This is a genomic window from Halomonas sp. JS92-SW72 (genome assembly GCF_003547075.1).
Lineage (GTDB): Bacteria > Pseudomonadota > Gammaproteobacteria > Pseudomonadales > Halomonadaceae > Halomonas > Halomonas alkalicola.
Window position 1 is genome coordinate 3,874,989 of record NZ_CP032147.1, and the last position, 14,737, is coordinate 3,889,725.

Consider the following 14,737-nt stretch of genomic DNA (forward strand, 5'->3'; position numbering starts at 1 on the left):
TGTATCGTGGCGTGCCCGCTTGCCCACTGCCGGTGGTTCGGTCCTACGGGCCTCGCCTATGGCAGGGAGTCGTTGCACCCTTATGTACAGAGCCTGCTGCAGTCCCTGCGGGGTGAATGTCGCTCCTACCAGGAGAGCTGCCTGGCTCACTACTGGCGCTCGTGGACGCCGACGACATTGGCGCAATCCTTGGGGCTAGATGTTGCGTCTGCTCATCCCTTGTTGAACGCCAGCCCTCCGCTCAGCGACTTCATGCCATGGGGAGCTGAGACACAGTTCGAGGCACTGCGCTGGTTCGCGTCAGCCTCCGGGCCGCGGCGGCGGCCACTGCGCGCCAAGACCGGGGTAAGCGAGACTGCCGTGAGGCAGGTGGGCCCCAAGCCCGACTGGTTCGGTCAGCAGAGGATCCAGCATCTTCTCTCCCTGCATCGGCAGATTGCCGCTCAGGGCTATCGCCAGCATGCCCCGGCTTCGCTTTCGTACAAGCGTCAGCATGTGGTGGTCGACTGCATGGTCAGGGGTGGTGAGGTCAGGTTCCTGGTCGCCAACGGCCAGCACCGGGCCTCGGTCCTCTCCGTCATGGGGCAGGAGAGTGTGCCGGCGCTGATCAATGTCTCCCACAGCCGCGGCCCATCGGTGATCTATCGGTCCGAGGCCGAGAACTGGCCGCTGGTTCGGCAGGGCATCATTGCACTCCCCGACGCGCTCGATGTCTTCGACCGTGTGTTCGAGGGGCGCCAGCCCCATGGGTTTCCGACCCTCATGAGGGCCGGCGGCAAGGGAGCCTGAGCCGCCTGTCGCCCCGGCTTCTCGCTTCATCACTGCTTCACCACTTCATTTCTTTCCTCACCCGATGGGAGTCTCCTCATGTCGATTCTTGTGACGGGGGGAGCCGGTTACATTGGCTCGCACATGGTGCTGGCGCTGCTCGAGCAGCGCCAGGAGGTCGTGGTGCTGGACAACCTGAGCAATGGTTCGGCTGTCTCTATCGCGCGGGTCGAGAACCTGGCCGGTCGCGATGTCGTGTTCATCGAGGGGGATGTGCGCGACCGCACTCTGCTGGATCGCGTGTTCCGGGAGTATCCGATCAGCGATGTGCTGCACTTCGCCGGCCTCAAGGCGGTCGGGGAGAGCATCGAGCAGCCCATCCGCTACTACGACAACAACGTGGGGGGCGCGGTGACCCTCTGCCTGGCCATGGAGAGCGCTGGGGTCCGCCGACTGATTTTCAGTTCCTCGGCGACCGTCTATGGAGAACAGGACAGTGTCCCCTACCACGAAGGCCTGCCCACCGGTGTCCCGACCAACCCCTATGGTCGCTCCAAGCTGATGGTGGAAGAGATGCTTCGGGATCTCGCGACGGCCGACACGCGGTGGTCGATCGCGCTGCTTCGCTACTTCAATCCCGTCGGCGCCCACGCCAGCGGATGTATCGGCGAGGACCCCCGGGGCGTACCCAACAACCTGGTGCCCTTCATCTCGCAGGTTGCAGTCGGGAGGCTCGAGGCCCTGTCGGTCTTCGGCAATGACTACCCCACCGCGGATGGCACAGGAGTCAGGGACTATATCCACGTGATGGACCTGGTCGAGGGGCACCTGGCAGCCATGCAGGCCATCGCCAACCGTCCCGGTGTGTCGGTGTGGAATCTCGGGACCGGCAGGGGGTATTCGGTCCTGGACATGATCCAGGCCTTCGAGAGAGCCGCCGGCTGTTCGATTCCCTTTCGGGTCGCGCCGCGCCGGGCCGGGGATCTGGCGCAGGTCTGGGCAGATGCCAGCAAGGCCCAGCGTGAACTGGGCTGGCGTGCCAGGCGAGACCTGGACGCGATGGTGGCGGATGCCTGGCGATGGCAGGTGAACAACCCGGGAGGCTATGCCGCCTGACCAGAGTCAGCTGTCGCTTGACAGCCCGCCCCCTGCGCCTGGCCGGCGTTGCCAGGCCATCATCTCGAGAGCCCAACACCATGAACTACCTTGTGCGTCTGGTACAGCAGATGGCCTGGCTGCCGCTCTGCCTGTTCGGCTGGGTGTCTCCCCGCGATGACAGGCTCTGGGTGTTCGGTGCCTGGCTCGGTCGCCAGTACGCTGACAACCCGCGCTATCTCTATCGTCACGTGCGTGACCATGAGCCCGACATCCGTGCGGTCTGGCTCAGCCATGATCCTGACATAGTGAAGCAGGTACGGGAGGAGGGCGGCGAGGCCGCGCTGGCCTATTCGCTGGCAGGCATACGGTTTTCCCTGCGGGCGCGCCTCTTCCTGGTCACCCACAGCGCGGAGGATATCAACGCGCACGCCTCCGTCGGGGGAGCCCTGATCAACCTGACGCACGGCACCCCCCTGAAACGGATCGGCAGGGATGCCCGGACCAGCCGGCTTGGGCCGCTGACGCCGCTGTTCGACCGCTATCTGCGCCATCTTCTGCCAGGCAAGCGGGGACCGGAGCGGGTCCTGGTGGCCTCGGGTGTGGGCCGCCAGCGAATGGCGTCGGCCTATGGGCTTCCCACCGAGCGTGTCCCGGTGCTCGGCTACCCGCGCTGGGCCGCCTTCCACGCCGATGCCGCCTCGCTGCTGCGGCGCGAGGGGATCGAGCCACGCGATTACAAGGGGATCGTGCTCTATGCCCCTACCCTCAGGCAGCAGGGCCGGGGCGGGCTGGACGTGGCCCAGGGCAACCGGCTCGAGGCGCTCCTGCCCTGGCTTGAGCAAGAGCGGCTGCTTCTGCTGGTGCGTGGCCATGTCGCCCTGAGGATGACGGGAGTCGAGGACCTGGCGCGGCGCTCGTCACGGATCGTGGATGCCTCGGCGAGCCGTTTTCCCGACGTCAATGAGCTGATGCCGGTCGTCGATCTGCTGATCACCGACTACTCGAGCCTCATGTTCGACTTCGCCTGCTTCAAGCGTCCGATCATCCTGATGGCCCCTGACCTGGAGGAGTATCTCTATCGCGATGTCGGGGTCTATGGCGACTATCTCGAGGACGCCCCGGGGCCGGTGATCCGCGACTGGTCCCAGGTGCCTGCCGCCTGGCGGGAAATTGCCGAGGGTCGCCATGCCGAGCGCCTCGCTCGCTTCACGGCTCGCCATGCCGCCATGAATGACGGCAGGGAGTGCGAGAGGGTCGTCAACTACCTACGCGACCACTATCTGCGTCAGGCAGTGAGTCTTAGCCGGGGCTGACATGGGCCTCCGGCATACGCGTGGCCTCACGATTCACTTGTGAAGGGGTTGAGCATGAAGGTCGTTCTCATTGGTACCAATTCATCTTCCATCTTCGGCTTCAGGAAACTCCTCTTGAAATCTCTGGTGGAAGCGGGTCATGACGTCAGAATAATGACCGCGGACCTGACCCCCGAGATCAAGCGGCGAGCCAAGGAAGAGCTGAATGTGGAGGCGGAGCGCTACCTGCTCGCCAGAAGGGGAATGAACCCTCTTCTGGATCTGAAGAATGCCTGGCATCTGTATCGGCGCTTGAGGTCCTTGAATCCGGATGTCGTGTTCTGCTACTTCTCCAAGCCTGTCATCTGGGGGGCGTTGACTTCCCGGCTGGCAGGAGTGGAGAGACGGTACGGCATGCTGGAAGGCCTGGGTTATTTCTTCACCGCTCACCCGGGGGGTGATGGCTGGAAAAAAACGCTAGTCCGAGCGGCGCAGGTTGCCTTGTTTCGTCTTTCCCTTCCCCTTCTCAACGGACTTGTGGTTCTCAACCCTGACGACAGGAAAGACCTGGTCGACAAGTATCGAATTCCCGTCAAGGACGTCATGGTGCTTGGCGGTATTGGCCTGGATCTGGACGAGTATCTCTACTCGAGGCCGGCGTCTGACAGGAACCGCTTCATATTTGTCGGCAGGCTCCTGCAGGAAAAAGGCATCAGCGAATACCTGGCGGCTGCCGAGATGGTCAAGTCGCGTCACCCGGACGCCGAGTTCGTGATTCTGGGCAAGCAGGATCCCGGCAATCCGGGATCTGTGGACCTGGACTACATGAATCGTCTGGTAGGAAACGGGGTGATCATCTACCCGGGAGTGGTCACCAATGTGGTGGACTGGCTGGAGAGCAGCAGTGTGTTCGTGCTGCCCTCCTACCGGGAGGGAGTGCCGCGCAGTACCCAGGAGGCGATGGCCGTCGGGCGGCCCGTCATCACGACGGATGTTCCGGGCTGCCGCGAGACAATTCGTGATGGCGAGAACGGCTTCATCGTGCCGCCGCATGACGCCGCGGCGGTGGCAGAGGCGATGGAGCGATTCATTGCCCAGCCTGACCTGATCGTGAGCATGGGCTGTCGCTCCCGGGAGCTGGCAGAGAAAGCATTTGATGCCGATGAGATCAATCGGCGATTGATGAATTACCTGGAGTTGCAAGAGATCGAGCACGCCCCGGGAAGCCAGGGCATTACAACGTCTCCTTGTCCATAGGGGGTGTCATGCAAAACGAAGCCGAAACCACCGTACTGCTGACTCAGGGCTGGTGCCGAAGCAGCTATTCGGCACTGCGGGGGCTGGCGCGCCATGGCGTCAGGGTCGTGGTCTCCGATACCTCGCGGATCGGCATGTGCCAGGCCTCGCGACTGGCCCACGCGCGGGGGCGCTATGCCTCGCCCTATAGCGACCCCGACGGGTTCGTCACCGATGTGGCCGGCCTCTGCAAGCGTCATGGCATCGGCCTGCTCCTGCCGGGGCACGAGGAGGGAGAGCTCCTGGTGCAGGCCCGCGAGGCCGGCCGGCTGCCGCCGGGGCTGGTGCTGCCCATGGTGGATGCGGCCACCCTGGCGCTGGTCAACGACAAGGACCGCATGAGCCGGCTGGCGCGGGAGCAGGGCGTGCCAGTGGCCGCCATCGTCGACTACGCGACCCCGGCGGAGGCCGGCCGTGTCACCCTCCCGTCCCGGGAGTACGTGGCGCGGGCGCGTCGCGGCAACAGTTCCAAGGGGGTGCGTTTCTCGCGGGGCGGCGAGGCCCTCGCGCTGACGCTGGCCGAGATGATGGCATCGTTCGAGCTCGACCCGGCTCGGACGCCCATCGTCCAGGAGCGGGTGGCCGGCGATGGCTGGGGCGTTTCCTGCCTCTACTGGCAGGGCGAGCGTATCGCCTCCTTCACCCACCGCCGGCTGCAGGAGAAAGTCGCCACCGGCGGCACCAGTACCCTGCGGGTGAGCGCCGCCCATCCGACCATGGAGGCGGATGCCCATCGCCTGCTCGCGGGGCTCAAGTGGCACGGGCTGGCCATGCTCGAGTTCAAGCACGACCCGGCGACCGGACGCCATGCCTTCATCGAGGTCAACCCTCGGCTGTGGGGCTCCATCGACCTCTCGCTCAGCGCCGGGGTGAACTTCCCCTGGCTGCTCTACCTGGCCCAGACCCGCGGCCCGGCCGTCGCCCGGGCCCACTTCCGCCCCGCCCGGCAGGGAGTGGTGGCGCGCTGGCTGCTGGGCGACATCATCCGCCGCTTCGACATGGCGCGGCGCGGCCGGCTTGGCGCGGCCCTGCGCCTGGCCGATGGCGTCTCTGCCGACAGCTTCGACGACGCCAAGTGGGATGACCCCCTGGTGCTGGTCGGCGAGGGGCTCTACTACCTGGCCAAGGGGCTTCGGACCCACAGCATGAACCCGCTGGAAGCGGGAATGGTGCGCTGATATGGCCCTCCTCGACCACCGCCACCATGATCCCCTGTTCGCCTGGCACGGCGTCGGGCCAAGCCTCACCCAGCGCCTGGTGAAGCGGCTCTTTGACCTCGCGCTGGCGATGGCCCTGCTGGTGCCGCTGCTGCCGGTGATCCTGCTCACGGCCTGGGCGGCCCGCCTGGATACCGGTGCTTCCGGCTTCTTCCTGCAGCAGCGTATCGGGCGGGGGGGGCGACCGTTCCTGGTCGTCAAGATCCGCACCATGCGTCCGCTGCCGGGGACGACGGTGACTACCCTGGGGGACCCCCGCATCACCCGGCTGGGCGGTTGGCTGCGCCGTTCCAAGCTCGATGAGCTGCCGCAGCTATTCAACGTCCTGGCCGGGCAGATGAGCTTCGTGGGGCCGCGCCCCGACGTGCCGGGCTTCGCCGATGCCCTGGGGGAGGAGGGGCGGGTGATCCTCTCCGTCAGGCCGGGCATCACCGGCCCCGCCACCCTGAAGTACCGCGACGAGGAGACCCTGCTGGCCGGGGTGGCCGACCCCGAGCGCTTCAACCGCGAGGTGGTCTTCCCCGACAAGGTCAGACTCAACCGCGACTATGTACTGCACTGGTCCTTTACCCGGGACTTGGTGAGTTATTGTCAAATCCTGTGTACGGCAAGTCAGGCGGCAGTCCTGTCTGACTGATCGGTCCGATTGCTCATAAAAACACCCCGAAGGTTGGATTGGATGTCCAACTTTCGGGGTGCAGTTCAAGGCATCGGGGGTTTTGTGTGTATCGCCCTTGAACTCAGGCTGGCTTGGCAGCGTTAGACCGCGTCCTTGCCCGTTTCGCCGGTGCGGATGCGGATCACCTGCTCCAGCGGGGTGACGAAGATCTTGCCGTCGCCGATCTTGCCGGTGTTGGCCACGCTGGTGATGGCGTCGATCACCTTCTCGGCCATCTCGTCGTCCACGGCCACCTCCAGCTTCACCTTGGGCAGGAAGTCCACCACGTATTCGGCGCCGCGATAGAGCTCGGTGTGACCCTTCTGGCGACCGAACCCCTTCACCTCGGTCACGGTGATCCCCTGGACGCCGATCTCGGAGAGGGATTCCCTCACGTCGTCGAGCTTGAAGGGCTTGATGATGGCGGTCACCAGTTTCATGGTCGGACTCCTCGTCTGTTCGGTGCGGTGGCCGAGCCACCCGCTTGCGCCTGATCGCCCTCTAGCATACACCGCGGCGGGCGGGATGAAAAAAGGCCCCCGAAGGGGCCAGGTGGAGCATGCCGTTTCACTCGGTGAGCATGGCCATCACTTCTTGGCGACGCTGAACTCGGGGTAGGCCTCCAGGCCGCACTCGGCCAGGTCGACGCCCTCGTACTCCTCTTCCTCGCTGACGCGGATGCCCATCACCGCCTTGAGCACCACCCAGACGATCAGGCTGGCGACGAAGACCCAGGCGAAGATGCCGACGATGCCGAGCAGCTGGGCGCCGAAGGTGGCGTCGCTGTTGGAGAGCGGCACCACCAGCAGGCCCCAGATGCCCACCACGCCGTGGACGGAGATGGCACCCACCGGATCGTCGATCTTCAGCTTGTCCATGGCCACGATGGAGACCACCACGATGGCGCCGCCCACGGCACCAATCAGCGCCGCGCCCAGCGCGGAGGGGGCCAGCGGCTCGGCGGTGATGGCGACCAGGCCGGCCAGGGCGCCGTTGAGGGTCATGGTCAGGTCCGCCTTGCGGAACCACAGCTTGGCCAGGATCAGGGCGGCGATCACGCCACCGGCGGCCGCGGCGTTGGTGTTGACCAGCACCTGGGCGACGTTGTTGGCGGAGTCCACATCGGAGACCTTGAGCTCGGAGCCGCCGTTGAAGCCGAACCAGCCCATCCACAGGATGAAGGTACCCAGGGTCGCCAGCGGCAGGTTGGCACCGGGGATGGCGTAGATGCTGCCGTCCTTGCCGTACTTGCCCTTGCGGGGGCCGAGGATCAGCACGCCGGCGAGAGCCGCGGCGGCGCCTGCCATGTGCACGATGCCGGAGCCGGCGAAGTCGGAGAAGCCGGCGGCGTCGAGCCAGCCGCCGCCCCAGGTCCAGAAGCCGGAAACCGGGTAGATCACGGCGGTCATCACCACGGCGAAGGCCAGGAAGGCCCACAGCTTCATGCGCTCGGCCACGGCACCGGAAACGATGGACATGGCGGTGGCCACGAATACCACCTGGAAGAAGTAGTCGGCGCGCATGGAGTAGTAGGGGGCGTCATCGCCGCCGGCCAGCACCGCATCGACGCTGTTCTCGCCGCCCAGCAGGAAGCCCAGGTTGGGCAGGATGCCGCCCTCGGGGCTCGAGTACATGATGTAGTAGCCCACCAGCAGGTACATGGTGCAGGCGATGGCGAACAGCGCGATGTTCTTGGTGAGGATCTCGGCGGTGTTCTTGGAACGGACCAGGCCGGCCTCGAGCATCGAGAAGCCGGCGGCCATCCACATCACCAGCACGCCGCAGATCAGGAAGTAGAAGGTATCGAGCGCATAGCTCAGCTCTGTCAGTTCACTCATGGCAGTCTCTCCAGAGGCAGGAAACGATCAGACGGCGTCGGCACCGCGTTCACCGGTGCGGATGCGGATGACATCCTCGAGCGGGGTCACGAAGACCTTGCCGTCGCCGATCTTGCCGCTGTTGGCGGCGCCGCAGATGGCATCCAGGACGGTCTCCAGGCGGCTGTCGTCCACGGCGACCTCGACCTTGACCTTGGGCAGGAAGTCGACGACGTACTCGGCGCCGCGATAGAGCTCGGTGTGTCCCTTCTGGCGGCCGAAGCCCTTGACCTCGGTGACGGTGATGCCCTGGACGCCGTTGTCGGCCAGCGCCTCGCGGACGTCGTCCAGCTTGAATGGCTTGATGATGGCGGTGATGAGTTTCATCCCTTGTCTCCCCGGTTGCGTTGGGTATGGGCACGGCGGCCGCATGCCCTGCCACTGCGCCAAACGTGCCAATGCATGACAAATGCATGTAAAAACAGCCGGTTGGGTGGGGTTTGTGGCCGCGTGGCCGATCTCCCGGGGAAGGGGGGCAGGGCGGTTGCACCGTGCTGGTGCCGGGTCGTGGTGCAGGCGCGCCATCCTGGCGCATCGGCAGGGCATGCGTTCGCGGCGGGCCATGCGTATCCTGTAGCCGGCATTCCACACGTTCAGGAGAGACCCATGGTGAGCCATGACCGTATCAGCCGACTGGCCCAGCAGATCGGCGAGCGCCTGCAGGGCGCGTCCCAGGCGCCGGAGGAGGTGCAGAAGGGGATTCAGCAGGTGGTGCGCGGCGCCTTCGACCGCCTGGAGCTGGTCTCCCGGGAGGACTTCGACATCCTGATGGATGTGCTGCAGCGCACCCGCGCCCGCGTCGAGGCGCTGGAGCAGCAGGTGGCGGCGCTGGAGACGCTGCTCGAGGCGCGCACCGCCGAGGTGCCGGCGCCGCCGGCGGCGGCCCCCGAGGCTCCCGAGGCGGATGCCGGCGGTGGCGAAACCGGCCGCTGAGCCTGCCGGGCGCTCTGGCGTCTCCTGGGCTAGCCTGAGGGCAGGATTCCTGGCGAGGGAACGCCCATGACGCTGGCGATCGTCCATACCCGTGCGGGCCTCGGCCTCGAGGCCCCCGAGGTGCAGGTGGAGGTGCATCTGGCCAACGGCCTGCCGGGGATGACCCTGGTGGGGCTGCCCGAGGCGGCGGTGAAGGAGAGCCGCGAGCGGGTGCGCAGCGCCCTGGTCAACGCCGGCTTCGACTACCCCCTGCGCCGCATCACCCTCAACCTGGCGCCCGCCGACCTGCCCAAGGAGGGCGGTCGCTTCGACCTGCCCATCGCCCTGGGGCTGCTGTTGGCCTCGGGGCAGCTGCCCCCGGAGGCCCTGGCGGACATCGAGAGCGTCGGTGAGCTGGCCCTGGACGGTGGCCTGCGGCCGATCACCGGTGTGCTGCCCCTGGCCCTGGCCACCCGCCGTGCCAGGCGGCGGCTGATCGTGCCCCGGGCCAACGCCGAGGAGGCGGCGCTCGCCGGCGACCTCGAGGTGCTGCCCGCCGACCACCTGCTGGACGTGGTCGCCCACCTGCTGGGCCAGGCCCCCATCGCGCCGCACCGGCTGACACGCCCGCCGGAGGCGGCGACATCGCTGCCCGACCTCGCCGAGGTGCGCGGCCAGTACCAGGCGCGCCGCGCCCTGGAGGTGGCCGCCGCGGGGTCCCACAACCTGCTCTTCGCCGGCCCGCCCGGCACCGGCAAGACCATGCTGGCCAGCCGCCTGCCGGGCATCCTGCCGCCGCTGACCGAGGAGGAGGCGCTGGAGGTGGCGGCGGTGCGCTCGGTGAGCGGCCTGCCGCTGGCCGCCGAGTGGGGTCGCCGCCCCTTTCGGGCGCCGCACCATACCGCCAGCGCCGTGGCTCTGGTAGGCGGTGGCTCGAAGCCGCGACCCGGGGAGATCTCGCTGGCCCACCACGGGGTGCTGTTCCTCGACGAACTGCCGGAGTTCTCGCGCCACGTGCTGGAGGTGATGCGTGAGCCCATGGAGTCGGGCCAGATCCATATCGCCCGGGCCAGCCACCAGCGCCGCTTTCCGGCTCGCTTCCAACTGGTGGCGGCCATGAATCCCTGTCCCTGCGGTCACCTGGGGGATCCCCGCCAGACCTGCCACTGCACCGCGGCCCAGATCCAGCGCTACCAGGCGCGGCTCTCCGGACCGCTGCTCGATCGCATCGATCTTCAGGTGGAGGTGCCGGCGCTGCCGCCGGAGCAGCTCACGGCGGCCACGGCGGGGGAGTCATCGGCGATCGTCCGCCGGCGGGTGGTGGCCGCCCGGGAGCGGCAGCTGGCGCGGGGGGCGCTCAATGCCCACCTGGCGGGGCGGGAGCTGGAGGCGGCCTGCGACCTCGCCAGCGCCGACCGTGCCTGGCTGGCGCAGGTGCTGGAGCGGCTCAGGCTATCGGCGCGGGCCTACCATCGGGTGCTGCGGGTGGCGCTGACCCTGGCCGACCTGGCCGGCGAGCCGAAACCGGCCCGGGAGCAGCTGATCGAGGCGATCGGCTATCGGCAGCTGGATCGGCTGCTCAAGGGGTAGGGGGCTCGCCCCCTACAGCGCCGTGGCGTCCAGGGCGCCCTGCAGGCTCTCCTCCCACATCACCGAGTCGCCGCCGGGGCGGCGCAGCACCAGGGTCAGGCGGTAGGGCAAAAGCTCCCGGTCCGAGAGCCGCAGGCGCGGCCCGTCGGCCATCAGCCGGCTCTCCAGGCGCCACTGGTTCTCCCCACTCCCTTCTCCCATGCTGTCGCTCCAGTCGAGCACCTGGGGGCCGTCGCTCACCGCCAGCAGCGCCCGGGTGAGGCTCTCGCGGAAGCGCTCCTGGCCGATGCTGAGCTCCCCGTTCACCTCCGGGGTGGCCAGCAGCAGCACCTGGTCGGCGGGGGGCTTGGGCAGGGCGGAGGCCTCCATCACCCGGCCGGCGGCGCGTTCGCCGAGGTTGAGCAGCGCCTGACGCAGGGTCTCGGGGCGATCGGGAGCGGCGGCGCAGCCGGCCAGCAGCAGGGGGGCGAGGAGCAGGGGGGCGATCAGGAGGCGGCGGTGGGCAGTCATGGGCGGTCGGTCTCGCGGTGGGCGGCGGCGGGCGCCAGGTCGTCGATGAAGCGGTCCAGGGTGTCGAAGAGCGCCTGGCGGATCGGCTCGGCCTCGTTGACCAGGTGGTGGCGCGCCTCGGGGTGGCGGTGAATCTCGGCATTGGGGAACTTGCGCTCCAGCACGGCGAGGTTCCACTCCCAGTCCACCGTGAGGTCCTGCTCCCCCTGCAGGATCAGGGTCTTCACCGGCGTGGGGGGCAGGGCGAGCAGCCGCGGCATCCAGCGGCGCATGGCGCTGACCCAGCCGATGGCGACGCGATCGGCCTGCAGCGGGTCGCCCTCGCGCAGGAAGGCGGCGAAGTCGGTGTCGGTGGAGTTGGCGCGGAACCTGCGCGGGATGGAGCGCACGAAGGGACCCACCAGCAGGTGCAGCCAGCTGGACTGGTTCCAGCCCCAGGGGCGTACCAGCGGGGCCAGCAGGGCCAGGCCGGCCCAGTGGCCGTCGTCGCCGCGGGTCAGGGCGTCGGTGGCCAGTATCGCCGCGCCGGTGCTCTGTCCCACGCCGATCCAGGGGCGCGGGGCGAGCCCCTCCGCCTCCAGGTGCTGCTGCAGGGCGTGGAGGCAGCCCCCGTAGTCGTCGAAGTCATCGATGGAGGCCCGCGGCCCGCTGGAGAGCCCGTGGCCAGGCAGGTCCCACAGGACCACGCGCCAGCGGCGTTCCAGCAGGCGCTCCAGCAGGTGGCGGTAGAGCCCCAGGTGGTCGAAGTAGCCATGCACCACGAAGGCGGTGCCGACCGGGTCGTCGGGGCTCCACACCTGGGTCCAGAGCCGGAAGTTCCGGGCGTCCACATAGCCCACGTAGAGCCCCACGTGCTCGGCCAGCAGTGGGGCCAGGCCGTAGTGGCCGAGGTAGCGCTCCAGGTGATCGTCGCCGGGGACCGGCTCGGCGGGGGTGACCAGCCGAACCGGGCCCAGCGCCTGCAGTGGGGTGAAGTCGCTCATCGAATCCTCCGCGGCGCACGACCATGCCGGCCCGGGGCTTGGACCGACACCATGGAAAGCGGGCAAGCTGTGCGGGCCTGCCTTATCTTTTGGTCTAGCTGAGCGCGATCCCGGCGCTTTGCGGGTTTACACATGGAAGTATTTTCCACAAAATCACGGGCACAGCAGTCACTCCACCCCTGTCCCGGCAGACTGGCACGCGACCCGCCGGCTGCCAAGCACGAGGAGATCCAACATGACCCAACGTGTCACTCGCCATCGCCTTCAGGTGGCCGCCGAGCTGGACCGCTTCATCAGCGAGCAGGCGCTCCCGGGCACCGGCGTCGATGCCGAGGCGTTCTGGGCCGGCGTCGATGCCCTCTTCCATGATCTGACCCCGAAGAACCGCGAACTGCTCGCCGAACGCGATCGCCTGCAGGAGCAGCTCGACGCCTGGCACCGCGAGAACCCCGGCCCGGTGGGTGACATGGCCGCCTATCGCGCCTTCCTCAAGGAGATCGGCTACCTGGCCGAGGCCCCCGCCAAGGTCGCGGTGACCACCGCCAACGTGGATCGCGAGATCGCCGTCCAGGCCGGCCCGCAGCTGGTGGTGCCGGTGAGCAACGCCCGCTATGCGCTGAATGCCGCCAACGCGCGCTGGGGCAGCCTCTATGACGCCCTCTACGGCACCGACGCCATCTCCGAGGAGGACGGCGCCGAGAAGGGCACGAGCTTCAACCCCAAGCGCGGCGAGAAGGTGATCGCCTATGCCCGCGGCGTTCTGGACCGCGCCGCGCCGCTGGCCACCGGCTCCCACCGCGACGCCGTCAAGTACGCACTGCGTGATGGCCACCTGGTGATCACCCTGGAGGGCGGCCGCGAGACCGGCCTCAAGGAGCCTGGCAAGTTGGTGGGCTACACCGGCGAGGCGGCGACCCCCGAGTCGGTGCTGCTGGTCAATCACGGCATGCACCTGGAGATCCAGATCGACCCGAGCCACCCGATCGGCAAGACCGACCCGGCCGGGGTCAAGGACGTGGTCGTCGAGGCGGCGCTGACCACCATCATGGACTGCGAGGACTCCGTGGCCGCGGTGGACGCCGAGGACAAGGTGGGCGTCTATGCCAACTGGCTGGGCCTGATGAAGGGCGACCTGGAGGAGCAGGTGGAGAAGGGCGGCAAGACCATCACCCGCCGCCTGCACGCCGACCGCACCTTCACCACCCCCGACGGCGGCAGCCTGACCCTGCCCGGCCGCTCGCTGATGTTCGTGCGCAACGTCGGCCACCTGATGACCAACCCGGCGGTGCTCGACGCCGAGGGCAACGAGCTGCCCGAGGGCATCCTCGACGGCATCGTGACCGGCCTGATCGCCCTGCACGACCTCAAGAAGGGCGAGGGTGAGCCGCGCAACTCCCGCGAAGGCTCCATGTACATCGTCAAGCCCAAGATGCACGGCCCGAAGGAGGTTGCCTTCTCCAACGAGCTGTTCGGCCGCGTCGAGGACCTGCTGGGCATGTCCCGCGACACCCTCAAGATGGGCATCATGGACGAGGAGCGCCGCACCACGGTGAACCTCAAGGCGTGTATCGCCGAGGCCGCCTCCCGCGTGGTCTTCATCAACACCGGCTTCCTCGACCGCACCGGCGACGAGATGCACACCGCCATGGAAGCGGGCCCGATGATCCGCAAGGGCGACATGAAGGGCGCCGCCTGGATCCAGGCCTACGAGAAGAACAACGTCCAGGTCGGCCTGGCCTGCGGCCTGCGCGGCCGCGCCCAGATCGGCAAGGGCATGTGGGCCATGCCGGACCTGATGGCCGCCATGCTGGAGCAGAAGATCGGCCACCCCAAGGCCGGCGCCAACACCGCCTGGGTGCCGTCGCCCACCGCCGCCACCCTGCACGCCCTGCACTACCATCAGGTGGACGTCACCGCCATCCAGCGCGAGCTGGAGGCCCAGGGCGAGCCGGACTACCTCGATGAGCTGCTCAGCGTGCCGGTGGCCGCCGAGGCCAACTGGTCCGACGAGGAGATCCAGCAGGAGCTGGACAACAACTGCCAGGGCATCCTCGGCTATGTGGTGCGCTGGGTCGAGCACGGCGTGGGCTGCTCCAAGGTGCCGGACATCCACGATGTGGGCCTGATGGAGGACCGCGCCACCCTGCGGATCTCCAGCCAGCACATCGCCAACTGGCTGCACCACGGCGTGGTCGACGCCGCCCGGGTCCAGGCGACCCTGGAGCGCATGGCCAAGGTGGTGGACGAGCAGAACGCGAACGACCCTGCCTACACGCCGATGAGCGCCGACTACGCGGGCTCCAGCGCCTTCCAGGCCGCCAGCGACCTGATCTTCAAGGGCCGCGTGCAGCCCTCCGGCTACACCGAGCCGCTCCTGCACCACTGGCGCGCCGTGCACAAGGCGAAGTAACCCAGCCGAAGCAAGAAGGCATCGCCCAGGCCGACGCGGCCTGCCGTGATCCAGAAGCGCCCCGGGTATGAACTGACCCCCAATAGTTGGACGTTTCATTCAGCCGGCGCCCAAGGCCTGAGTCCT

14 protein-coding genes are annotated in these 14,737 nt (G+C 67.8%); 9 read left to right on the forward strand and 5 right to left on the reverse strand.

Features of this window, described 5'->3' with window-relative positions:
- Nucleotides 1-360: 360 nt before the first annotated feature.
- From D1793_RS19590 to D1793_RS18325, 6 genes are all read left to right on the forward strand, one after another.
- Nucleotides 361-789 (forward strand): hypothetical protein, encoded by a 429-nt coding sequence (locus D1793_RS19590; protein ID WP_162900026.1) that lies wholly within the window; start codon nt 361-363, stop codon nt 787-789.
- 78 nt (nt 790-867) lie between these two features.
- The gene (galE, locus tag D1793_RS18305) at nt 868-1,884 is read left to right on the forward strand and encodes a UDP-glucose 4-epimerase GalE (RefSeq protein ID WP_119023399.1); all 1,017 of its coding nucleotides are present in this window, start codon (nt 868-870) and stop codon (nt 1,882-1,884) included.
- An 80-nt stretch (nt 1,885-1,964) separates the two neighbouring features.
- Entirely contained in the window at nt 1,965-3,179 is a 1,215-nt protein-coding gene (locus D1793_RS18310; protein WP_162900027.1) for a CDP-glycerol glycerophosphotransferase family protein, read from the forward strand.
- A 54-nt stretch (nt 3,180-3,233) separates the two neighbouring features.
- Nucleotides 3,234-4,415: a glycosyltransferase family 4 protein gene (locus D1793_RS18315; RefSeq protein WP_119023748.1), complete on the forward strand. Its 1,182-nt coding sequence runs from the start codon at nt 3,234-3,236 to the stop codon at nt 4,413-4,415.
- Between the two features lie 8 nt (nt 4,416-4,423).
- Nucleotides 4,424-5,632: an ATP-grasp domain-containing protein gene (locus D1793_RS18320; RefSeq protein ID WP_119023400.1), complete on the forward strand. Its 1,209-nt coding sequence runs from the start codon at nt 4,424-4,426 to the stop codon at nt 5,630-5,632.
- A 1-nt stretch (nt 5,633) separates the two neighbouring features.
- Nucleotides 5,634-6,308, forward strand: coding sequence for a sugar transferase (locus D1793_RS18325; RefSeq protein WP_119023401.1), 675 nt, complete (start codon nt 5,634-5,636; stop codon nt 6,306-6,308).
- 122 nt (nt 6,309-6,430) lie between these two features.
- Here the strand turns inward: D1793_RS18325 and glnK are convergent, their stop codons facing one another.
- The 3 genes from glnK to D1793_RS18340 form a co-directional block, all read right to left on the reverse strand.
- The gene (gene glnK / locus D1793_RS18330) at nt 6,431-6,769 is read right to left on the reverse strand and encodes a P-II family nitrogen regulator (protein ID WP_023004277.1); all 339 of its coding nucleotides are present in this window, start codon (nt 6,767-6,769) and stop codon (nt 6,431-6,433) included.
- Nucleotides 6,770-6,916: 147 nt separating this feature from the next.
- A complete protein-coding gene (locus D1793_RS18335; RefSeq protein WP_119023402.1) occupies nt 6,917-8,167 on the reverse strand; it encodes an ammonium transporter in 1,251 nt (416 codons plus the stop codon).
- A 27-nt stretch (nt 8,168-8,194) separates the two neighbouring features.
- On the reverse strand, nt 8,195-8,533 hold the full coding sequence (locus D1793_RS18340) for a P-II family nitrogen regulator (protein WP_119023403.1): 339 nt from the start codon (nt 8,531-8,533) through the stop codon (nt 8,195-8,197).
- Between the two features lie 279 nt (nt 8,534-8,812).
- Between D1793_RS18340 and D1793_RS18345 the strand changes: the two genes are divergently transcribed.
- Both D1793_RS18345 and D1793_RS18350 read left to right on the forward strand, forming a co-directional pair.
- Nucleotides 8,813-9,139 carry an accessory factor UbiK family protein gene (locus D1793_RS18345; RefSeq protein WP_119023404.1) on the forward strand — a complete coding sequence of 109 codons (327 nt, stop codon included), beginning with the start codon at nt 8,813-8,815 and terminating at the stop codon, nt 9,137-9,139.
- Between the two features lie 66 nt (nt 9,140-9,205).
- A complete protein-coding gene (locus D1793_RS18350) occupies nt 9,206-10,708 on the forward strand; it encodes a YifB family Mg chelatase-like AAA ATPase (protein ID WP_119023405.1) in 1,503 nt (500 codons plus the stop codon).
- Nucleotides 10,709-10,720: 12 nt separating this feature from the next.
- On the opposite strand, the gene D1793_RS18355 is transcribed toward D1793_RS18350, so the two are convergent.
- Nucleotides 10,721-11,218: a hypothetical protein gene (locus D1793_RS18355; protein WP_119023406.1), complete on the reverse strand. Its 498-nt coding sequence runs from the start codon at nt 11,216-11,218 to the stop codon at nt 10,721-10,723.
- Nucleotides 11,215-12,201, reverse strand: a complete 987-nt coding sequence (locus tag D1793_RS18360; RefSeq protein WP_119023407.1) for an alpha/beta hydrolase — start codon at nt 12,199-12,201, stop codon at nt 11,215-11,217. The genes D1793_RS18355 and D1793_RS18360 overlap by 4 nt, the downstream gene beginning before the upstream one ends.
- Nucleotides 12,202-12,436: 235 nt before the next feature.
- On the opposite strand from D1793_RS18360, the gene D1793_RS18365 reads away from it, so the two are divergent.
- A complete protein-coding gene (locus D1793_RS18365; protein WP_119023408.1) occupies nt 12,437-14,611 on the forward strand; it encodes a malate synthase G in 2,175 nt (724 codons plus the stop codon).
- Nucleotides 14,612-14,737 lie beyond the last annotated feature (126 nt).